Source organism: Glaciimonas sp. GNP009 (assembly GCF_054343755.1).
In genome coordinates this window covers 2,035,934-2,057,807 of sequence record NZ_JBTGUV010000004.1, presented here as the reverse complement: position 1 = coordinate 2,057,807, position 21,874 = coordinate 2,035,934, and the positions used below count along the sequence as shown (strand labels likewise).

23 protein-coding genes are annotated in these 21,874 nt (G+C 49.3%); 9 read left to right on the top strand and 14 right to left on the bottom strand.

What is annotated here, in order from left to right; genetic code table 11:
- The first annotated feature begins 330 nt into the window (after positions 1-330).
- Complete coding sequence (locus tag ACXX82_RS09985) at positions 331-1,470, top strand: metallophosphoesterase (protein ID WP_322234213.1); 1,140 nt, start codon at positions 331-333, stop codon at positions 1,468-1,470.
- A gap of 57 nt (positions 1,471-1,527) precedes the next feature.
- Here the strand turns inward: ACXX82_RS09985 and ACXX82_RS09980 are convergent, their stop codons facing one another.
- The 3 genes from ACXX82_RS09980 to ACXX82_RS09970 all read right to left on the bottom strand — a co-directional run bounded on the left by ACXX82_RS09980 (position 1,528) and on the right by ACXX82_RS09970 (position 3,167).
- Positions 1,528-1,890, bottom strand: a complete 363-nt coding sequence (locus ACXX82_RS09980; protein ID WP_458562846.1) for an aminoacyl-tRNA synthetase — start codon at positions 1,888-1,890, stop codon at positions 1,528-1,530.
- Between the two features lie 45 nt (positions 1,891-1,935).
- A complete protein-coding gene (locus ACXX82_RS09975) occupies positions 1,936-2,172 on the bottom strand; it encodes an oxidoreductase-like domain-containing protein (RefSeq protein ID WP_458562845.1) in 237 nt (78 codons plus the stop codon).
- Between the two features lie 119 nt (positions 2,173-2,291).
- Complete coding sequence (locus ACXX82_RS09970; protein WP_322234205.1) at positions 2,292-3,167, bottom strand: pirin family protein; 876 nt, start codon at positions 3,165-3,167, stop codon at positions 2,292-2,294.
- A gap of 352 nt (positions 3,168-3,519) precedes the next feature.
- On the opposite strand from ACXX82_RS09970, the gene ACXX82_RS09965 reads away from it, so the two are divergent.
- The 3 genes from ACXX82_RS09965 (at position 3,520) to ACXX82_RS09955 (ending at position 4,786) form a co-directional block, all read left to right on the top strand.
- On the top strand, positions 3,520-3,723 hold the full coding sequence (locus ACXX82_RS09965) for a hypothetical protein (protein ID WP_322234203.1): 204 nt from the start codon (positions 3,520-3,522) through the stop codon (positions 3,721-3,723).
- 120 nt (positions 3,724-3,843) lie between these two features.
- Positions 3,844-4,383 carry an ankyrin repeat domain-containing protein gene (locus tag ACXX82_RS09960; protein WP_322234201.1) on the top strand — a complete coding sequence of 180 codons (540 nt, stop codon included), beginning with the start codon at positions 3,844-3,846 and terminating at the stop codon, positions 4,381-4,383.
- Between the two features lie 169 nt (positions 4,384-4,552).
- A complete protein-coding gene (locus ACXX82_RS09955; RefSeq protein WP_322234199.1) occupies positions 4,553-4,786 on the top strand; it encodes a SlyX family protein in 234 nt (77 codons plus the stop codon).
- Between the two features lie 61 nt (positions 4,787-4,847).
- Here the strand turns inward: ACXX82_RS09955 and ACXX82_RS09950 are convergent, their stop codons facing one another.
- A complete protein-coding gene (locus tag ACXX82_RS09950; protein WP_322234196.1) occupies positions 4,848-5,261 on the bottom strand; it encodes a hypothetical protein in 414 nt (137 codons plus the stop codon).
- A 396-nt stretch (positions 5,262-5,657) separates the two neighbouring features.
- Between ACXX82_RS09950 and ACXX82_RS09945 the strand changes: the two genes are divergently transcribed.
- Complete coding sequence (locus ACXX82_RS09945; RefSeq protein WP_322234193.1) at positions 5,658-6,008, top strand: 2Fe-2S iron-sulfur cluster-binding protein; 351 nt, start codon at positions 5,658-5,660, stop codon at positions 6,006-6,008.
- A 140-nt stretch (positions 6,009-6,148) separates the two neighbouring features.
- Here ACXX82_RS09945 and ACXX82_RS09940 read toward each other — a convergent pair whose 3' ends face one another.
- The 5 genes from ACXX82_RS09940 to ACXX82_RS09920 form a co-directional block, all read right to left on the bottom strand.
- Entirely contained in the window at positions 6,149-7,390 is a 1,242-nt protein-coding gene (locus ACXX82_RS09940) for a hypothetical protein (RefSeq protein ID WP_322234191.1), read from the bottom strand.
- 290 nt (positions 7,391-7,680) lie between these two features.
- Complete coding sequence (locus tag ACXX82_RS09935; RefSeq protein WP_323506610.1) at positions 7,681-8,397, bottom strand: hypothetical protein; 717 nt, start codon at positions 8,395-8,397, stop codon at positions 7,681-7,683.
- Positions 8,398-8,784: 387 nt separating this feature from the next.
- On the bottom strand, positions 8,785-9,324 hold the full coding sequence (locus tag ACXX82_RS09930; RefSeq protein WP_322234187.1) for a hypothetical protein: 540 nt from the start codon (positions 9,322-9,324) through the stop codon (positions 8,785-8,787).
- Entirely contained in the window at positions 9,321-9,599 is a 279-nt protein-coding gene (locus ACXX82_RS09925; protein ID WP_322234184.1) for a DnaJ domain-containing protein, read from the bottom strand. Before ACXX82_RS09925 ends, ACXX82_RS09930 begins: the two co-directional genes overlap by 4 nt.
- Positions 9,600-9,944: 345 nt before the next feature.
- Positions 9,945-10,475, bottom strand: a complete 531-nt coding sequence (locus ACXX82_RS09920; RefSeq protein WP_416186792.1) for a hypothetical protein — start codon at positions 10,473-10,475, stop codon at positions 9,945-9,947.
- Positions 10,476-10,815: 340 nt separating this feature from the next.
- Between ACXX82_RS09920 and ACXX82_RS09915 the strand changes: the two genes are divergently transcribed.
- Positions 10,816-12,378 (top strand): EAL domain-containing protein, encoded by a 1,563-nt coding sequence (locus tag ACXX82_RS09915; protein ID WP_323506611.1) that lies wholly within the window; start codon positions 10,816-10,818, stop codon positions 12,376-12,378.
- A 68-nt stretch (positions 12,379-12,446) separates the two neighbouring features.
- Here ACXX82_RS09915 and ACXX82_RS09910 read toward each other — a convergent pair whose 3' ends face one another.
- Entirely contained in the window at positions 12,447-13,898 is a 1,452-nt protein-coding gene (locus ACXX82_RS09910; RefSeq protein ID WP_322234180.1) for a DHA2 family efflux MFS transporter permease subunit, read from the bottom strand.
- 133 nt (positions 13,899-14,031) lie between these two features.
- On the bottom strand, positions 14,032-15,279 hold the full coding sequence (locus ACXX82_RS09905) for an aminotransferase class I/II-fold pyridoxal phosphate-dependent enzyme (RefSeq protein ID WP_458562844.1): 1,248 nt from the start codon (positions 15,277-15,279) through the stop codon (positions 14,032-14,034).
- Between the two features lie 404 nt (positions 15,280-15,683).
- Here ACXX82_RS09905 and ACXX82_RS09900 point away from each other — a divergent pair, with 404 nt between their 5' ends.
- Positions 15,684-16,766: a calcium:cation antiporter gene (locus tag ACXX82_RS09900; protein WP_458562843.1), complete on the top strand. Its 1,083-nt coding sequence runs from the start codon at positions 15,684-15,686 to the stop codon at positions 16,764-16,766.
- Positions 16,767-17,066: 300 nt separating this feature from the next.
- Positions 17,067-17,585 carry a hypothetical protein gene (locus ACXX82_RS09895; protein ID WP_322234172.1) on the top strand — a complete coding sequence of 173 codons (519 nt, stop codon included), beginning with the start codon at positions 17,067-17,069 and terminating at the stop codon, positions 17,583-17,585.
- Between the two features lie 234 nt (positions 17,586-17,819).
- On the opposite strand, the gene gorA is transcribed toward ACXX82_RS09895, so the two are convergent.
- The 3 genes from gorA to trxA form a co-directional block, all read right to left on the bottom strand.
- Positions 17,820-19,181, bottom strand: coding sequence for a glutathione-disulfide reductase (gene gorA / locus ACXX82_RS09890; protein ID WP_458562842.1), 1,362 nt, complete (start codon positions 19,179-19,181; stop codon positions 17,820-17,822).
- A gap of 264 nt (positions 19,182-19,445) precedes the next feature.
- Positions 19,446-19,847 carry a DUF4148 domain-containing protein gene (locus ACXX82_RS09885; RefSeq protein ID WP_322234167.1) on the bottom strand — a complete coding sequence of 134 codons (402 nt, stop codon included), beginning with the start codon at positions 19,845-19,847 and terminating at the stop codon, positions 19,446-19,448.
- 189 nt (positions 19,848-20,036) lie between these two features.
- Positions 20,037-20,384, bottom strand: coding sequence for a thioredoxin (gene trxA / locus ACXX82_RS09880; protein ID WP_322234164.1), 348 nt, complete (start codon positions 20,382-20,384; stop codon positions 20,037-20,039).
- Positions 20,385-20,504: 120 nt separating this feature from the next.
- Between trxA and ACXX82_RS09875 the strand changes: the two genes are divergently transcribed.
- The gene (locus ACXX82_RS09875) at positions 20,505-21,332 is read left to right on the top strand and encodes an AraC family transcriptional regulator (protein WP_322234162.1); all 828 of its coding nucleotides are present in this window, start codon (positions 20,505-20,507) and stop codon (positions 21,330-21,332) included.
- Positions 21,333-21,874: the final 542 nt, after the last annotated feature.

Here is a 21,874-nt window from a genome sequence, read left to right as displayed (position 1 = left end):
GGCGCTTTTTATCAATAGCCAATGTTATCGCAATCATGGTGTTCGTTGTAGTTGGGGGCGCAGACTAGCTTTTTTCGACGACAAAGGTTGATGGAATTGAAAATAATTACTGCTAAAAAGATAATAAATGGCATCGTCGTTGCAAAATCGAGCCTATTGAAACTGTCTTGCCCGCACCAATATAATAGTCAATAAGGGCAAACTCAACGCCTGTATACCTTAGACAAAATTTGGACTAAAAATTAGCTTAACAGTTGGATCTAGGCAGCCATCAGCCATCAGTTAGCGACCAGCGCCGGGGTTTCACGACGCTTAATCATAGGAATGTGTATGCGATCACGTGTGACCGTTGCGATTGTTTTTTGCCTACTTGCGGCGCTGCATATTCTCATCGGCTGGCAGATATTGCCAGCGTTGCCCGTATCAACGCCGATGAAATGGCTCGGTGGCGGCTGGCTCCTGTCATCATTTTTGCTGATTCCTGCCGGGTTATTGGCGTCGTTTATTAAACGGCAACCATTATCGGACCGGCTGGCCTGGATCGGCATGTTGGCAATGGGCATGTTTTCGTCGCTACTGATGCTGACGTTGTTGCGCACAGTCATCCTGATAGTGTCGGGATGGTTTGATGTTCCCGCTATCCATTTATCCGTAATCACTGCTTGCGCTGTGCCAGTACTGGCTATTGTTAGTACCTTGCTGGGCTTTTTTAATGCGAGAAGGTTAGCCAAAGTGGTACGAGTAGATATACCGATTAGCCAACTTCCACGTGGTTTGCATGGATTTACGATTGCCCAGATTAGCGATATTCACGTGGGCCCGACGATCAAGCGCGGTTATCTGAACGCGATTGTCACACGCGTCAATACTTTGGGCGCAGATGTGATTGCGGTAACCGGTGATCTGGTGGATGGCAGCGTCAGTCGACTGGCATCGCATACAGCGCCATTAGCGGATCTGAAAGCGCAGCATGGCGTTTATTTTGTGACAGGAAATCACGAATATTACTCAAACGCGAATGCGTGGATCGCAGAAGTACGGCGGCTTGGATTAACAGTGTTGATGAATGAGCATGTGGTGCTTGATCATCAGGGCGAATCGATTCTTTTGGCCGGTGTGACCGATTTTGGCGCGCATCATTTTGACGAATCGCATCGCAGCGATCCGCATCTGGCCATGCGCGGCGTTAAGGGTAATGTGGGTATGAGGCTACTTCTCGCGCATCAGCCACGCTCGGCAGAAGCCGCCGCTGATGCCGGTTTTGATTTGCAGTTGTCCGGCCATACGCATGGCGGACAGTTTTTTCCCTGGAATTTGTTTGTACCTTTGCAGCAGCCGTTCACCGCCGGCTTGAACAAGTTGCGCAATCTCTGGGTATATACCAGTCGCGGAACCGGCTATTGGGGCCCACCGAAACGGATCTGGGCACCCTCCGAAATTACGCTTTTGCGATTGGTATCGACTAAATAAGCTTTATTCACTACTTGTCGTGAATAGATAAACGGGTAAATAGGGTGAAGAAAAATTCTATTTGGCTTGGTGGCATTTCGCATGCTCCAGCAATGCAATGACTGCTTTCACTACAGCAAACATGATGGCGCGATCTTTGGTTGGATGGTCGGAAAGTGGGACGTTGATGGCACCGCTGATGACCGCATCACCATGCTCGTGCGCCGGATCTTTGCCGTATTGGATGGGAATACAATAGGCGGCAATCAATGGTCCGCAGGCTTTCCAGTCACGCGTCCATTGTGGTAGCGCGTCGGTATTGACCAACAAAGTACCGGCCCGTTCGTAGCATTCCTCGATGTTCTCGTAACCCAGCAATTGCGCCAAACGTCGCTCTTTGGCAACGCAACTCCGAAAATACTCCTCGTCGCTCATCCGCATGGCACATTCCTCTCAGTGGAGTTGGCAGTAATGATTAGTTATTTCTTAACGGGCTTTAGACGATTTTACGATTTTTTTAACACTGGATTTTTTAATGGTTTTTTCAATTGCGATCACCGCATTTTTCGCTTCCCAAAGCTGCAAGCGGGCGCGATAGCGTTCCATCTCCTCTTCATAGAGATCAAATATACACGGGTTGCATCCGCTCGCGCAGCAATCATCCAAATTTGGTTGGACTGGCGGGGTTGGTGCCGCGTCGTTAATAATCGGTTTGATGGGCATGGCTGATGAATTTTATCGCATTCGGTAATACGGTTTAAGGATGCCGTATTACCAAACCGATATTGCTCATTGAGAGTCCTGTGAGTTAGCCGCTTGCGTTAGTCAGTTAAGTTAGCTTCTCATGAAGTTGCTGGTGCGATTTCGCCAAACCGTCCACTGTTAAAATCTTGCATCGCCGTGACAATTTCTTCGCGCGTATTCATAACGAAGGGGCCGTGAGCGAATACGGGCTCATCCAGCGGTGCGCCGCTCAACAACAGCAATGTCGCATCACTATTCGCCTCCAGCAGCACTGAGTCACCGTCACGATCAAGCAATACCACTTGTGCCTCACGCGCGACTTCAGCGCCGTTGACCAGTATCGTCCCGTGCAATACGACGACCGCCGCGACGTGACCAGTCGGGATCGGGAGTGTCGTGCTACTGTTCTGACGCAGACGCACATCCCACACGTTAATCGGTGTGAAGGTATGCGCCGGACCTTGTGCACCGTTGAATTCTCCCGCAATGACGCGCATCGTGCCGGCATCGTCCGCCAAGCTGACGACAGGAATATCTTTATTGATGATTCCCTGATATCCCGGCGGTGCCATTTTGTCCTTGGCGGGCAGGTTGATCCAGAGTTGCACCATCTCGAACGCGCCACCCTTTTTGCTGAATTCAGGCGCGTGGAATTCCTCATGCAGAATCCCCGAAGCCGCCGTCATCCATTGCACGTCGCCGGGACCGATAACGCCGCCGTTGCCGGTGGAGTCGCGATGTGCAACTTCGCCCTCATAGACAATTGTCACCGTCTCGAATCCACGATGCGGATGCTGGCCGACACCGCGCTGGTGTTCAGTTGGTGCAAACTCTGCAGGACCAGCGTAGTCGAGAAGCAGGAACGGATTTAAGTGGCCATCGAGCGTGTCGAACGAAAATAGTGACCGGACAGGGAAGCCGTCACCAACCCAATGCTGCCGTGGAGCGCTCAAGACACCGAGAATTGTTTTCATTGCATTTTCCTTTCGTTACACCGTCAAGTTCTTCTATTTGATGATGATACAAGGACTCAACAGAAGTGGGTAGATGGGATAATTTATACTCACTGTTCCATATAGAGAACGATTAAAACACATCGTCCAACAGCTCTTTGTAGTTGCCATGTTGATCATTTCGTTAATACTGACTCACACCCCGCAGCGAAGATTGGGACTTGTGCATTGACCTGTATCATTCACTATGCCGGAAAAGATTGAGGGGTCTTGCGCATTTGTCAGCGCAAGGGTGTGAATCTTGGCTTATGCTGCTTGAGTGGCATATTCAACATTACTGAATGCATCGCAGGCGATGTTAATAAAAGGAGCCATGATGGCAAAAAAGAACGAACTGGATCCAGAGACGCTGGCGTTGATTAACTGGTGTATTGAAGTAGAAGGATTTTTAGTGGCGGGCGGTGCAACGATCGCGCAGGCGCAGGACCACATCGAAGAGGACGTCGAGTGGTTTACCGACCAATTTTATGATGGGCTAACTCCGGAAGAAGCTGCCAAGGCAGCGTTGAGCGATTAAATTCGAACGGGTGTAACGGCGGCACATCGTCGCTGCACCCAATCGCGCACACATAGCTGAATAACCAAGTAACCGTGAATTGAACCGCGTCGCAATGACGGGGAATAGCTGGAGATTCAAATGGATGAACGATTTACAAGTGCACCATCGGCAGATGCCAACCTGGATGACGCCACGCTGAATTTTGCCCACGAAATGTTTGAACTCGCCCGCAACGGCGATAGTGCCAAACTCAGCACGTTATTGACGCAAGGCTTGCCGCCCAATTTACGTAATCACAAGGGCGATAGCTTATTGATGCTGGCCAGCTATCACGGTCATATCGAAGCTGTCCGCCTGCTGCTTGCGCACAAAGCTGACCCGGAACTGCGAAATAATAACGGTCAGACGCCGATCGCCGGCGCGGCATTCAAAGGCGACCTGCCAATGATCCAACTTTTATTGGCGCACGGCGCCGATGTTGAAGGCGCTTCGCCGGATGGCAAGACGGCGTTGATGATGGCAGCCATGTTTAACCGCACAGAGATCGTCGACTTTCTGCTGGCGAACGGTGCTAAACGTAATGCAGTGGATGCCAACGGCGTTACGCCTTTGGCTGCGGCAAAAATGATGGGCGCGCCGGATACTTCGGCCCAACTCGAAAAATCTTCGGATATGTAATTGCGCGATTTTTACGTTAGCTTGGGTGGCTAATTTGATTTAGTTGCATTCCATCGCCTTAACCAACCGCATGAAGACACAACGCCGAAGGGACGATTTTGCGTAAGTCTTAATAAAATCGTGCGGTGCGTTACACTCTGCGCTGCCAAAATGTTTAAGGGAGTTCACCGTGCCGCATAAGACAAATCATGAAATCGATTCAGAAGAGCGCTTTGTCGCCATCGAGATTAAGATCGCGCATCAGGAGGATCTGCTGGATGAGTTAAACAAGCTGGTCTATCGCCAGCAGCAAAAGATTGATCAGCTGGAAACCCTCTGCGCAGCGTTAGCCCGCTTGATTAAAGATGCGCGGGAAAGCAGTGAACAAGGTCAGACACCGCATGAACGGCCGCCGCACTATTGATGCTGGCGACGATGCAATGATCACGCCTGCCGCTGGCAAAATGTGAGAGTGTGCCGTGACGTTAATATTTAGGCACTTTGAATGGGTGATCCAGCACGATGCGGGTTGATGCAATCATGTTACTCAGGCCGAGTATCAGCTGCGTCAATGTGTCGCTCGGTAATGCCCATATTTGCGATCCAGGCGATTGCACGCTGGTCGCCGCAGTGATCACCGGCGAGACCCATTCGGCATCGGGTGTGACGTCTAGTACAACGTCACCATCCTGCGTGGTGTGCAAAAATATCTCACCGCCCAGTTCCAGAAAAAAGCAGATGCCATAACCGGTCGCATTAGACTTTTTTATCGCGTATTGCAGATCGCGATTGTAGCTGTCGATCCATGCTTCAATGTCATAGGTCGTATTCAACACGATCCAGGGCCGTTTAGCATGGAGATCAATTGGGTCAACATTTGGAATATCTGTGTCTTGCATGCTTGCACCTTACCGTTAATCAAAATCCCAATCCCAATACTTAAGTAATTGACCTAGATTGAAGAGCGTTACTTTAATGGATAAATCGACGTCAGGGCAAAAAAATCAGGGATGATCTCTCAAAAGTGGCGTCATTCCAGAATCGCTCGATCGAGATGGACCAAGTATCAGAATGAACAGCAAATTATACTGCGCAAAAAGGTGTATTGTAGTGACACCTTGTTAACGAAAAGGTGGTCATTGTGAAAATCACGTTTATCAGATGTATTGCCACCGTCATGATAGTGGGTTCCACTTATTTGTCGTATGACAACTATCAACAAAATAACCTTAATGATATGTGGTACCAGATGCCTTCCGTCGGTCCGAATTAACTGACGCTAATGAATGTTTTAGATGATAAATGCGCCACCGAGTCGGCCTTTGAATAAGTCCGCGCCACTACCGTTGAGTCAATCATTCCAGGTAAAGGTAGAGCCAAAAGGCTTTGCGTTTGAGTCGACCAGAGATGTGGCGTTGCTAGCAGCGGCCAGAAACAATGGGATTATCCTGCCAAGCTCATGCAGAAACGGGACGTGCCGCACTTGCCTTTGCCGTATGTTGAGCGGGCGAGTTCGATATGATATTGAATGGCCGGGCTTGAGCGCTGACGAAAAATTCGACGGCTATATTCTTCCTTGTGTGGCCCATGCAGAATCGAATCTGGTGATTGAGGCTCCGTTAGCAATGAGGGTGAAAACGGGTTGAAAATAGTTGAAATCAGGTTTAAACGATTCAAAGGCTGCAAAGTGCACCGCTGAAAACGGGTTCAACGCCATAAATTGACGTGATCCCGAGTGAAACTGGTTGTTGAGTTCACATTGGGCTTAGCAACTCGTCCGACAATTTTATGCCGCTTTTTTCTTGCCCACGTTCGCTGTTTTTAGCTTTATATTGCAATTTTCTTTTAAAAATTTGATCGCGCTGAGGTACTTGATGTCGTCTTGATCAAGTAAGTAAGATGTTGCTTCCGGCAAAAACTCATCTTCCCAAAGCGACAACAGGTTTTCTTTCATCTCAAATGGTGCAGCCGTGGTGATAAATTCCGCTACGGCGTCGGTATTGAATCCATGTTGGCGCACCTGCCGCGTAATCGCTTTTGCTTCCGCTTCTGAAATCGTTGTTTTTGGTTTGATGTCAGCGGCGATACATAAAAAGGCGGTGAGGCGTGAGAACGGATCCTCTTTGCCACCGGTGACCCGTCGCCATTCCTCTGACATTAATGTGTCAAATTCCTCGACATCATCCATGCCACTTTCGCGCACGAAGTAGCGTAATTCGATTGTATTGCGCAATTCGTCGAGGGCAATGGTGTTGTTGGCGATCAGCGGGGCATCGTGCTTTTCAATTTCCTTGCGAATTTTATCGCTGATTTTTAGATATTCTTCCGGCACATCGTCGAGCAATTTTTTTGCTATTTTTAGTTTGCCAACTGCGGTTGCCTGTGCACGGATCGTACTCAGCAAAGTGGCAAAAGCATGCCGGTTAGGGAAGCTGTCGGCTCCCGCGGCGCGTACCAATATGGCGCTGCGGATAACCGTTTCTGCGCTGGTAAATTCGAGTGCGGAGCGTGGTAGCGCCATACTTTTGGCAAACCAGGTTGCCGCTGCTAATGTGTTGGCATCTTCTTCGCGAGTTTGGCGTTCCTTGCGGTAGGCGCTTAAGGTATAAGGTTTGATGAGCGTCCGCTCGTCCTGGAAGCTTTTTAAATCCTGGCTTTTTACATCGCCGAACACCGCGCAATCGGGTAATGCATGCAAGGCCTTTAACATGTCGTTACCGCCGCGGGAGTGCGATAAAAAGGTATTGTCGCGTAGCGAGATCGCCGCTTTTTCGAGGTCGCTGGCATAAGCATCTTCAAGGAACAGGCTGATCAGATTAATCATCCGCTTGCGGGCGTTATCAAGGTCGGTATAGAGATGGCTGGAACCGAAAAAATCTGCGATCTGCACTGATCCTTTCGCGCCATCACCAATGATTGCCTGACGTTTGGCATGGTCAATGATGTCGTTTAGTACGCCGTAACTGAGCGCTTTTTCAAAAAAAGGGCGCTTATCGACGGTGGCAATATTACGATTGTTATCGGTCATGGCGAGACATTTAAGAGGTAAGGAACGGGTGTGCTGGCAATATGAAGCGCCAGATTTTGGAACCCAAAAGCGCGGTACGGAAAACGCAACTGACCGGCGAACAGGCTGACACGAAAAAGCAAGTCACCGTTATCCCTGAGAGTGATAGCTAGCTAAGCTAGTCAGGGATAAAGTCTCAAGGTGACCGCAGATTCGATGATGGTGAACGGTACTGCGCGCATCCACGCGTCAGCTGTCTTGCTTTAAGCGTCCGTTCAGCCAAGACCTTATTTCAATTCTGCGTCAGTCCGTTACAGCGCCGACTCTTCGGATGGATCAATGGCGATGGACGGTTTGGCTGGGGATTTAACCGGTGCTGGCGCGTCTTCCTCGTATTCCTGGGCGGCCTCAAGTTGTTCAAGGCGTTCTAGTTCAGCTTCGCGCCGTTTGCGCTCGATACTGCGTTTTTTTAACGTTGGCCAGACTTGCTCAAAAATGTCTTCGTGCTCATGCTTGAGCAACCAGGTGAGTTCTTTCCAGTCGCGGTCCGCCACTTCAGATTTTTCGACGGCGTCGCGATCTTCGGTGAAATTCACGTTAAATGTGTCAAACGCCGCAAAATGGGTGACTTCATCGTCGCGGTCCGACAGATAGTCGATAAAAGCTTCGTAACCGCCCTCGCGCTCGGCGATCGCTTCGATGAAATCACTGGTTTTTGTGTCGTCGCGAAAAAGTACCGAGTTCATCATGCCGCGCAGACGCACATGCGTATGATCGGCGTACAGCTTCTCGATCACAACCGCGCGCGCAAACTGTTCCGGCGTTACCAGCAAATTAACTACTGATTCTTTGGAAGTGTCGTACTCGCGGATCACGGCGAGCAAATCTTTCGGTGGCATTTCTTCCAGCACGGCGACCAGGGCGTAATCGCCTTCCGTTTCTGCCAGATTAACCAGTGCAAATTCTGCACCGGCAATATCGCCTTCACGGATTAGATTGGCTGCTTTAACTATGAGCGCGTTTGTCATGGTTTACTTTGTAAAAGGATACAAAAAATAGGGATAAAGGCAAACAAGTGTCATTGTCGGGTAACTGACGCTAATCACATAAGAATACGAACGCTCAAAGTGCCCGATTTGTATGTCGTGTAAGCGGGTGATCAATGGCGGGTGATCAGCGAGTAAATGTTAAGAAGGTCCGGTGCGATGACCTCTGCCACCTTGATAAATCACGTTTATAAGTCGTCCTTAATACGGCATCCTTAATACGTCAACGTTGCTACAACAGCATCGATAAATGTATTACTCAGGCAACCCATCATCGTGACTTACATCCTGGCTTACTGCTTGGAGACGGTCGTTGACCGGCATCACAGCGCCGCGGAATTAAATGCAGCGCTTTGATGCGGTGTCATTTTAGTGACGGTCAAAACCTTGCTCGGCGAGCCAGTCGGCGCCTTCGGTTTCAAGATCCTGATCGCGATCTTCATCACGTTCGACTTCATCCACGCTGTCGTCTGACTCATCAATACTGGATTGATTGGCATAATCACCGTGATAATTGCCGTTGCTTTTTTCGTAGAGGTATTCAAGGCAAACGGTGGTAATCAGAAAGCTCTCGCCACCGCTTTCTTTCAGCGCAATCGCCACTAACTCATCCGCCCATGGCGCAAACTCTACCGTGGCAGCAATCTCATCCCAGGACGGAAATTCGTCCAGCTCATTAGTCGACAGCAGAACCATCGCATGCGGATTCGGAAAACTGACGCCACCGTGAAAGGCGACCGATACCATTTCCGGCGCGGTGTCGATCATTGGCATCATCAGGGCAAATTGGGCGCGCTTGGCTTTAAGTCGGGACTTGAGGATATCGTTACCCTCAGAGTCGCTACGCAAGTCTTCCAATTCAGCCTGATAGGCTTTGGTCAAGTCTTCAAAATAGGAGGAGAGCATCATTGCAAAACCTTGTTTATGTAGGTGGTCCAGATTTGTTGCGCCGTTTCGAGCGGACTTTCTAACAGACTACGTCGTCGATTTTCATCGTATTCACTGCGCTTGGTTTCATCCGACAACAGATCGTAGGCTTCTTGTACTTGTCTAAATTGCGCTGGTGCGTCCGGTGACGTGTTTCTATCCGGATGGAATTCTGAGGCTTTTTTGCGGTAAGCATTTTTTATCGCGCTAATCGACGCATTACTTTCGGTGCCGAGAACGGCGTAATAGTCTTTCATACATCCTTAGACCCGTATTGGAGCGGTTAGTTTTGAATCCGCACACTAGCCTGCCAGTGTCGTTGGTGTTTTGATGAGTGTTGCTGCTGCCTGCGGATGGATAAGTTGCATAAATTGCATTTATTTTTCCTTGGAGCGTCTAGCAGTATAAATCAATCTTATACATCGTGTCGATGATCAAGACGACAACTCTAGCGCTTATATGGTGATGGATAGCCCGATGACAAGTTGATTGTTCTGGCTGGACCACTCACCATCGCGCAAATCGCCATTCAAAGGTTATTTAAGAGTCGTCTTGAGCCGGATTACCCTTATCAAGCTAAATAATTTGTTATTAAATTGTTATTAATTTGGCTTGCGGAAGTCGGCTTCCACCCAAGCGGCGGCACTATTTTTATTCAACGTGAAATTTGATCTGACCTGGACTTGTGCCAGTTGCGTACCATCCTCATTATGCGCTGTCAGCACCGCATACGGAAAGTCATCATCTGGAACGATGTCTAGTGTCACGTTGACCGTTGCAGATGGCGTCGTGACAATAATTTCTTTATGCAGCATCGCGTGCAGTTGCTGCTCATGCCGACGCAGAACTTCTGAAGCGGTCTTCACCAGTGTATTAAACGCGTTTGTGTCCAGAGGTTTGGGATTTTTTTTGTCGCGTCCCATGGTCCATGGGCCAACTAGCGCCGGTTCGGGCTCGCCATCCTTGATCATCTCAACCGCCCAGCCCTCGTCGTCCACATTTTTTATAACGCGTGCTGTCCAGCCGACGTCACGCCACAAACGGGGTTCCTGCGTGATGGTGTCCAGGCTGTCCTCGGCATCGTGGTCCGGTTCATCAAGCATGCTTTCTGAGGGGATTGGCAAATCAGTCATTACGGTATCGCTCGCTGCTAAAGGTTGGGAACGTATCTTAGTCGAAATCACCGCACACCACATCATTAGGCTGACTGCTCAGAGGGCATCCGATACGGCAACAGATACTAGAGAGCGGCGGCGAGTGGTAGTGACAAAAGGCGAGATCTGGTTGAGGCGCGAGGTTAATGACTTAGATTCCATTCGAAAGTACGATGCTATATTTATAATTAGTTGCAATGCGGCATTGCAGGGATGGGTTGTCATGTATCCTCTAATTATTATAACCAGCGGGGCACGGTACGATGGAAGTGAGCGTAGCCGAGATCCTGGCGCACCAGAACGTAAGTAGGAGCACGATTTGAATCGTAAGCAGGTCATGATCTTTGCAACGCTGCTGGCGTTGGCCGGTGTAGCAGGCTCGTTAGCATTGACTTTTTTTGTGTCCTGGAATCTTGCGGTGAGCGCGGAGGAAGAGCGTCTTCAACTTTTTTCTCAACTCGCTCTTGACCGATCAACGATGACTTTCACCAGTGCGGCGAAGGCATTGCATAAGTTTGAGCATTTGTCAGTCAAACCATGTTCTGAAGACCATATCAGGCACATGCGCCTAGTGACGGTCACCACGCAAAACATTGAGGATATTGGATACATACCAAACGGTCTGCTGGAGTGTACTGCCGGTGGTCCCGCTCCCAATCATATAAAACAATATCCGGTTGACTTTACGCTCCCTGATGGCGTCGCGGTAAGCGTGGGCGTGACTCCTGAGTTCGGCGGCGACCAAACCATGACCAGCCTATATTACAAGTCGCACATGGTGCTGATTGCTTCCGGGCGATTTGCTGATGTCATTCTCGAACCCGACGTGCAATTGGCCGTGTTAACCTCGGCAGGTAAGTTACTTGGAACCCTGCACGATCCAGATATGGAAACGGTCAATGCGATTGTGCGCAAGGGTGCCGGAATCCAAAAGAAAGGTACCCTTTTTTCGGTACTTCGCGACTCCGGATTAGTGGCAGTGGCCATTGAGCCGCGTAGCAAAATAATCGCTCAATTGAGACGCGAGCAAATGATGCTGTTACCGCTTGGCTTGTTGAGTGCATTACTTATTGTCGCAGCCATCGTCGTTCTTTCGCGCCGAAGGCTGTCACCCTTGGGTGAATTGAAAATCGGGATTGAGCGACGCGAGTTTGTCGTTCACTATCAGCCGATAATAGAACTCAAAACCGGCATGTGCGTGGGCGCCGAAGCCTTGGTCCGATGGCAGCGACCAAGTGGCTACATGATGGCACCAGATCTTTTTATTCCGTTGGCAGAGGATAGTGGTCTGATTTTTGCTATCACCGATCAGGTTGTCGATGCAGTTGTTCGCGATATGAAAAATATACTTGTGATGAACCGCCGCTTGCATATTGCCATTAATCTTAGTGCGCGCGACATCAAAAGTGGGCGTATTTTGACGGTATTAGGAAAAGCTTTGCATGACACCGGCATACATCCGCAGCAGATCTGGTTAGAGGCAACAGAGCGTGGGTTTATGGATATCAGCGCTGCACTAGGGACGATTACGAAAGCGCGGCAGTTAGGATATACGGTGGCGATTGATGATTTCGGTACCGGTTATTCCAGTTTGGCGTACTTACAGGGCCTCCCGCTGGATGCGCTAAAAATTGATAAGGCGTTCATTGATACGATTGGGACCGATGCACTGACCAGCAGCGTAACGCCCCATATTATTGACTTGGCTAAAACCTTAGAGTTGAAAATTGTCGCCGAAGGCATCGAAACGCAAGCGCAGGCGGATTACCTTGTGATGCGTGAGGTTGATTACGGTCAGGGATGGCTATTTGCAAAGGCATTACCCGCGCCTGCGTTTCTGGATTTTTATCAGAAAAACATTGCGGCGCGAGCGGAAACATGACCAGAAGAGAGTATGAAGCGGTCTCATAGTCTGACTAACCGGATGATGGTTTCCGTATTATCTTTTTTTCATCGATTGACGAGATCCTTGATGCGTAGAGCGACAAATATGCAAGAAGTGATCAGAAGTACGATACATATCAGTTGAAATGTATCTTGAAACGCAGATTGATAACTTTGATAGGCCAGTGAGGACAGTGAAACCCCCGGGACGTCTGCATAAGTACGGATCAAAACAGCGTAATAGTGTATTTGCAGATAACTGACTAGCGTGGTTAATACGGCAACTCCTAACGCGCCGCCAAGTGTCCGCGATACATTAAATAAAATCGATGCGGATGCAGCATCGGCCTTTTTTATCGAGGTTGTTGCCAATATTCCTAAAGGCGTCAACATGAGTGTCCCGCCCAAGCCTCGTAATATTTGCGCTCCGATGATCCACTCATAATGAAAATTGGTGGATGCGACACTCCAGGTGATGGAGCTGAGTGCAAAGAGAAAACTGCCCGTAGCTATCAACACATAAATATTGATTTTCTTCAAAATAATGGGCATACACATCAGTGCCGCCAGCTGTGCGATTCCTCCGAATATAATAATATGACTGATCTGGATAGGCGAATAAGATTTCAGCGTGATGAGGAAGTAAGGAATTAAAAAATAACAACCAAATAACGCCGCTCCCGCCAGCAGATTCGCCATGCAACTAATGAATAACTGACGATTTTTTAAAAGCAAGAGATTCACCAACGGATCTTTCGTACGCAACTCATTCACCACGAAAAGGGTTAATGCGGACATTGCCGTTACGAACAGCATAGAAATGGGTGTGGATGCAAACCAGCTATGACTGCGCCCTTCTTCGAGAACGTATTGAAGACAACCTAACCCGACCACGATAGTTATTAGCCCCATAAAATCGATCCGACCCTTTACGGAAGGCAGATGAATATCGTGCCGTAATCCGACCATCATCAGACAAAGTGCAAGCAGGCCGATGGGAAGATTTATATAAAACAGCGACTGCCATCCAAAAGCCTCGGTCATCACGCCTGCAATCATGGGGCCAAGTGTGGGCGCCAACGCCACGGTAGCACCAAATAGCGTGTTCGCTTTGGAGTGCTCGTGCGCTGGCAATTTGATGATAATCAAATTATAGGCAAACGCCATCAGCGCACCGCCCGCCGCCCCCTGAAGTGCGCGAAAAATAATCAGACTTGAAAAACTCCACGCTTGGGCGCACAGAATGGAACTGACCATAAACATGACGCAAAAAATAAAAGCGTAACGTTTTGTTCCCAACGCCTTAAGCAGCAGCCCAGACAGAGGCAAGGTCACGATCTCAGCCATCAAATAAGACGACGATAACCATGAGCCTTTTTCCAGTGGGAACTTCAGCGCCGTTTGAATCGTACCAATGGCTGCATTCGTAATCTGAATGTCCATGATGCTCATCAGCACAGCGATGATGCTACCAATAAAGCCCATCCATGCCAGAGTGGACTTTTTGTCAGATGTCATCGCCCCGGTTTTTGAAAGCGTGTCCATTTAGACGATTAAAAATAGAGGTCGAAGTGGAAGCGCGTCGCTGTTCGCGCTAAAACGCATGCGTAAGCAACGTGCGATGTGACATTCGCGATGATATGGTCGGCTATTAATGTTGCACATCCATTTTGCGCAGTATGTCTTTTAGTTGATCGACAAAAGACTGCACTATTTCTGCCGGCAAGTCACCGCGTAACATGAGCCGAACACCCGCTCTGTCCCGACCTACGATAGGAAAAAATACTGGCGAACAGTAAAACCCTTTCTCATAAAGGGCTTTCGATAAATGGACCGCTTTACCCTGATCACCGACTTCGACTACCTTGATATTGAGTCCGTTGCCACGCTGAAGCGTGGTGATCTGACGATCAAATAAGGCAATATTGTGTGTTAACTGTTGCTGAAGCGTGTGCAGTTCAGCGCTCTTATGTACTTTGATGCTGCCTAAAGTGGTACCGATTGCCGCTGTGCGCAGGCTTTGTGACCATCCGAGTGGTCCAGCCCGGTATAAAAATTCGAAATGTTTTTCTGAACCCAGCATGGCGATGCCGCCGGTACTCCCAAATGCCTTGGCGATTGAGGCAACGATAATGGTTCTGTCGTTTAACGCGGCAAGCCGGGATCGGATGTGACCTTCACCGTTGTTGCCCTCAACCGAAAGAGAGTGCGAGTCATCAAAGTAAAGAAACAAGCCATAACGCTCTTGTAGCGACAATAGAGCGGCAAGATCAGCGACGCCGCCAACCGAATACACGCCATCGCATATATAAGCCACCCGGGGATATTTTTTGCAGATTTCCTCCAGATACATCATGTCGTTGTGAGGACAGTTCAGGACCAGTGTCTCATCGGCGATAATCGGTTTAATAAAAGCCATTGAAAAATGCGCGCACTTATCAAACACCATCACCATCGGCTCACCATCGGTTAAATGTCCGGATGCCAGCAGCGGCAATATTCCTGCGGTCAATGCACTGCAAGAAATCGCGGGTAACACCGGTCCATTAAAAAGATCCCTCAATTCCTGCTCTAACTCCTCCATCACACTCAAGCGGATGCGGTATTCCGCCATCGCAAGGCCAGTAATACCCTGACTTTGCAAAGCGTCAATGCCACCCTGCAACACCGCAGGATGACTATTCAGCCCCAAATATGAGCAAGAGCATAAATTGACAAAATCCTTGCCGGTTGCGATATCACGCAACTTGTTTTGCCCAGCGCTGGCGTCGACACGGATACCGATCATGTTCTGTTCTTGTGCAATTCTGTAGCCGACCTCCGAAGCGGCCACCATTTTTGCATTATTGCGGAACAGGTTTTTACCAATTACATTGATAGACTCAAAATCAGGTTTCACGAATGAGGTGCCTTTCGTTATTACGACATTTTTAATGGGAAAAATGGATAAATATTGAGAGAGAATTACGCTACGGAGCACGTAGAAATAGGCATGCTTTACTTACTATGTCGTTAGGTTGTCAGTCCTTTTTGTCGGAAAACGCAGTAACACACGATGCAGGATTTCAGCGCGTGAACGCTGAGAGGCTTTCTTTTTGATAAGTAACGGTACACTTGAATTGGGTCGAAACGTGCTTCGTTCGATGCGATTTAAGTAAATGGCTAATGTTTGTGAAGTGACATATGTTGCTGACAAGCGCTGCGCCTACGTATCGCTCGGTTGATTGCCTGCATTGCAATCCCTTGCTGGAAAAGCCAAGCAGTCGCTTGCCAAAAATCCTTGATTCGTGTCCAATCGGAAACATGAAAAAATTTCCCTCGCTCCCCATCTGGACTGTCGTTGCGCCGATTGCCGCGTGGATGTTAATTATCGGAACCCGGTTTGATCTCGGTCTTGTCTATACATTCTTGCTCGTGGTGGGCCTGCTCGGAGGCGTGCTTGCTGCCGTTTATCATGCAGAAGTCGTCGCGCATCGGGTCGGCGAACCTTATGGAACATTGGTCCTGGCGCTCGCGGTTACCCTCATTGAGGTGGCGCTGATCGTATCGCTGATGTTGGCTGGCGGCGAGGAGACGATGGGACTGGCGCGTGACACGGTTTTTGCCGCGATCATGATCATCCTCAACGGTATCGTCGGTATTTGTTTATTAGCCGGTGCTAGTCGGCACAAAGAGCAAACTTTTGGGCTGTTGGGCGTCAGCGCATCGCTAGCTACCTTGGCGGCCATTGCTGTTCTGACACTGGTATTGCCTAATTACACGTCAAGCGCCGTCGGCCCGTTCTACAGTTCCAGTCAGCTTGCATTTATCGCTATCATTTCATTAGTCCTTTATGGCACCTTCGTGCTGGTGCAGACGGTACGGCATCGGGATTATTTCCTGCCCGACGAATCGACGAATGATGAAGAGGTACACGCCGCGCCGCCATCCGACAAGGTGGCGTGGATTAGCGGCGGTCTCTTGCTGGTTTGTCTGGGAGCAGTCGTTTTGTTGGCGAAATCGCTAGCACCGTCGCTGGAAATGGCTGTTGCCAGCGTCGGTGCGCCAAAAACATTGGTCGGTATTATTATTGCAGCAGTCGTGTTGCTGCCGGAAGGTTTGGCTGCGGTGCGCGCGGCACGTGCCAATCGTCTGCAAACCAGTCTCAACCTGGCGCTTGGATCGGCGCTGGCAAGTATCGGATTGACCATTCCAGCGGTGGCAATTGTCTCGCTGACGACCGGTTGGTCGCTGTCTCTTGGGCTTGATGTAAAGTCGACTGTGTTGCTGTTGTTGTCTTTTATTGTTGCTACCTTATCGTTAGGAACGGGTCGCACAACCGTTATGCAAGGGACGATTCATCTGGTGATTTTTGCGGTGTATCTGTTCACAACGATTGTCCCGTAGCGTGTGCCCATGATTTCAGCGCACGGTTGCGCAGTGATTACGCGCCAGACTTAGCGCAAAATTGTGGCAAGCGCCACTTTTATATCCGCATATTCAACAAATACGGGGATAAAAAAATATTTTTCAAAAATATTTTTCAGTAGTCTGCTCGAAATAAATCCTGTCGGGGGATAATGTCGGTATTACTTAATTTACTGACTTGATTTCACCCGGCACTGATCACGCCTGCATTTTGTGCAAATCTATCTGCATCGAATTCACCGCGATCTGTTCAGCCATCATTATTGGAAATATTGTATTTTGAAGACGACAAGAAGCAAGCGCTGGGACGGCACGATTAACACTCTGTCAGTTGACTACCTAAACGACGTTGTAGGACAAATGGTCGCTTATGGCGACCGCGTGCAGTTCGGACTAACTGGTACTGGTCAACGACCGTATTATCAGGTTATTAATAGTTCCGATAAGAAAATGGCATTTAACAGCACCAATCACCTGATGCACCCTATCGGTGAAGAGTTTGATGGCAGCAATGGCAGCATGGTCTACACGCTCGATCAAATTAAAAATGCCATGGCCGGTGTCGGTACTCGTACAACGGCAGTCACGGCAACCCGCAGTCGTAGCGTAGGCGGCACGCGCGCACCAACGGTCAAGATTCAGGACATCATCGACTCCCAAAAATACGATTATTTCAAAGCGCACCGCGATTTGCTGCCGCCGACCATCGGCGAATACTCTATTGAAATCACTGATTTGATGAAATTGGGGCAGTCGGCAGAAGAAGCGTTTGATGCTGTGATTAAACTGCATTTCTGATGCATTGAAAGTGTGGTTAATATGGATTCGTTGGTTTGATGCAAAGCTAGGAATAGTCTTGTATTTTGATAAATGCGTTTATTTTTAATTATGTAACTAGCGGCATAATCAACGAAAATAATCAACGAAATAACTAACGTCGACAAAAAAGAGACCCAAACGGGTCTCTTTTTATTTTTCTCTACAGAGTATTTTTTATCACCACTATTAGGATAGTTACCACCATCAATCCGATTATTTTGCCGGCAGTGGCGTCCGCAAAGTAACAAACTCTTCTGCTGAGGTCGGATGAATGCCGATTGTGTCGTCAAATACACGCTTGGTTGCGCCCGCTTTCAGCGCCACCGCAATCCCCTGAATGATTTCACCAGCTTCGGGCCCGACCATATGGCAGCCGAGGACTTTGTCGGTGTCGGCATCAACGATAAGCTTCATGAGTGTTTTTTCGTCAGACGTGCTGAAGCTCAGCTTCATCGGGCGAAACCGACTTTCAAAGATGGTCACGTTATGGCCCGCGCTCCGTGCTTCCTCTTCGCTTAGTCCGACCGTGCCGATGTTAGGCAGACTAAAAACTGCGGTAGGAATCATTTTGTAATCTACCGGGCGGTATTCTTCCGGGCGGAATAAGCGTCGTGCCACGGCCATGCCTTCGGCCAGCGCCACGGGCGTGAGTTGTACGCGGCCGATGACATCGCCGAGTGCGAGGACCGATGGCTCGGTGGTGCGGTATTCGTCATCGACTTTAATGAAGCCCTTGTCATCGAGGGCGACTGCGGTATTTTCAAGCCCTAGATTGTCCAGCATCGGGCGCCGTCCGGTTGCGTAAAACACGCAATCCGTTATTATTTGACTGCCATCCTTAAGGGTTACGCACAAGCTGTCGTCATCCTGTTTATCGATGCGTGCGATATCCGCGTTGTATTCCAGGCTCAACCCCTTTTTTACCAACTCTTCATGCAAGTGTTGCCGCACGCTTCCGTCAAAACCCCGTAATATTTTTTCTCCGCGATAGACAAGGCGGGTTTCTGCACCCAATCCGTGGAAGATGGACGCGAATTCGACAGCAATGTAACCGCCCCCAACCACCAATACGCGGCGCGGCAGTTCCTTGAGGAAAAAGGCTTCGTTCGAAGTGATCGCCAACTCTTTACCGGGAATGTCGGGAACATGCGGCCAGCCGCCGGTGGCGATCAAAATATTGGCCGCGCTAAACCGTTGATCGTTGATTTCCACGGTGTGGGGATCAATCAGGCGCGCATGGCCTTCCATTAGCGTGACGCCGCTGTTGACCAGTAAAGAGCGATAAATATCATTGAGGCGATGTATTTCGCGGTCTTTATTGGCGATGAGTGTGGTCCAGTCGAATTTCGGCTTATCGGTGGTCCAGCCAAAACCGCTTGCCTGACCGAAATCCTCGCTGAAATGCGCGCTATAGACCAACAATTTTTTGGGAACGCAGCCGACATTGACACACGTGCCACCCAGATACCGACTTTCCGCAACGGCAACGCGAGCGCCAAAGCTCGCGGCAAAACGCGCTGCACGAACCCCGCCGGAACCGGCACCAATGACGAACAGGTCAAAATCGAAAGACATACTGCTTCTCCTCAGCCGTTTCCAGCCGGTTGTTTGCCCAGAACGGGGTCGATGATGGATCCAGAAATGATCCACAAGCGATCTTAACTGGTTTGAATTAGTCCCGTTGATCGGATTGACTTACACGCGACCAATGTCAAACGAGGCAGATTGCGTTGATCGCAAGCTGCCTCGTTTAGCCTCGCACTACTAAGTTGTTCGATCTTGCGATGGACAACTTGGCAGGCGCTAGCTGAACTACCACTTTATTAATTAGTTACTAACTTAGTTGCTGCCGGTGAGTTGTTGATCAGTATCGATATCAGCGGTGGCTAACTCTGCACGTACTTGTGCACGGGTTTTAGTTGATGCAGTCGATGGCGTCACTGGATAGGATGCGTGACTATAGTTCAGGCGCCCTTGATCGCTAGCCTGGGTCAATTCCGCAATCACTTCTGCGCGCGTTTTGGTCGAAGCCACAACCGGGGTGATCGGATACAGCGTGTGGCTATAGTTCAAGCGCCCTTGGTCGCCAGCTTGCGTCAGTTGCGCAACGACTTCTGCGCGGGTTTTGGTGGAGACAAATGGTGCGTCGACTGGATAACGAGCGTCAGCAAAAGCAGAACCCGCAATAGCGGCAGTAGTAGCAACAAAAGCTGCAGTAAGAGCAAATTTTTGGATGTTCATTTTTTTTCTTTCAGTAATAGAGCATTGGAGCTTTAGAGATTACTGCTTTATAAATGACTAATAGAGCAAGGTTTAAAGACAATGTTAGTGCAATGCCCGTCAGGCAGAATTGCCCGATGGGATAAATCAAGACCACATATTTAAAATCAGGTTAAGCGTGTTCGTTTGCGTGATGACTGTGTAGATCGGTCAAGCCGATCGTTGTTGATGCTGCAACACCGCTTGACTTAACCACGCTTGCAACGAGGACTTGCTCTGCAAGCCTACTTTTTGCGAAATAGGTTTGCCATCTTCAAACAGGATCAAAGTCGGTACGCCGCGTATGCTATGCGTTTGCGCCAGTTCGGCAGCGTTATCGATATTGACTTTTGCCATCCGTATCTGTCCTTCAAATTCGGACGAAAGTGCGTCCAGCGTTGGTGTCTGCGCAATACATGGGCCGCACCATGGCGCCCAAAAATCAATCAGTGAAACGCCGGATGTGCTATTGGTAAAGGCAGACACGGCATCGGCTTTAAGATCAGGTAACGCGGACATAGTGTGTTTCCTTTCAAATTGACTGCTGAGTGCATGAGTAGAATCATGCCACCGAAAGTGATACTATTTGTCATCAATAGTCTTCTAAATAACGCAGTTAGTATCAATGTGAGGAAAGTAATGGATCGCTTGTCACCGTTGTTCGCACGCTTCGCCCCTTCTGCCCGCGTATTTCACTCCGGTTCACTGTGCGGTAGCGCAGATGCTGATTTATCGGCCGGAACAGGTCATATTCATCTGATCAATAGCGGTCGCCTGACAGTATTGCGCCCGCGTATGGAGCCCATCACCATTGCGGAACCATCCGTATTGTTTTTCCCACGACCCAGCGTGCATAGATTGCATGTGGAGGAGCGCGACAACACCGAAATGGTTTGCGCCACCATTCAATTCGGCAATGGTGTGGAAAATCCCGTCATGAAGGCACTCCCAGAAGTCATGGTTGTCCCATTGGAATTGGTGCCTACCTTACAACCGATGTTAGCGTTGTTATTTGCCGAGGCGTTTTCAGATAATTGCGGTCGACAGGCTGCCGTTGACCGACTTACCGAGTATTTGATGATCTTGTTGCTGCGCCATGCAATGAGCAACAAATTAATAGGCGGTGGTATTTTGGCCGGTCTGGGCGACCCGCGTCTTGCAAAAGCCATCACAGCGATGCACGAGCGCCCCGAACAAAGTTGGTCATTAGAGCAATTGGCGGAATCCGCCGGTATGTCCAGAGCCCGTTTTGCTGTCCATTTTCGCGAGACAGTCGGGATGACACCGCTGGATTATCTGACCGACTGGCGCGTTGGTGTTGCGCAGGTTTTGTTGCGAGCGGGTCAGTCCTTGAAACTCGTCGCACCCGCTGTTGGTTATTTGAGTCCAACCGCTTTTACGCGCGTGTTTAATCAGCGGATAGGTGCTTCACCGACAGAGTGGTTAGCCCAAAACCCCGCCACCTAAACTTGCGGACTGTCGCAAATCCGCCCCAGCTGCGTTGTGCTTTCCTTGCCGTACTAATCGTACTGTCTGCGTCGGCACGCCTTGCTGGGACGAATTTGCGACAGTCCGCCCTGTCAAACTGGTTGAAAAGTTTCTGGGTTTAGTTTTTAGGTGACTTTGAGCTCATGTTTCTCTCGCCAAAATCGGGTTTGCTACGTTATCTAATAAGTTGTCAATTTTCGGTGGTTTTTAACCGTGACAAAATGATAGCTGCGTTGTGCTTTCCTTGCCGTACTAATCGTACTGTCTGCGTCGGCACGCCTTGCCGGGCCGAATTTGCGACAGTCCGCCCTGTCAAACTGGTTGAAAAGTTTCTGGGTTTAGTTTTTAGGTGACTTTGAGCTCATGTTTCGGTCGCCAAAATCGGGTTTGCTACGTTATCTAATAAGTTGTCAATTTTCGGTGGTTTTTAACCGTGACAAAATGATAGCTGCGTTGTGCTTTCCTTGCCGTACTAATCGTACTGTCTGCGTCGGCACGCCTTGCTGGGACGAATTTGCGAC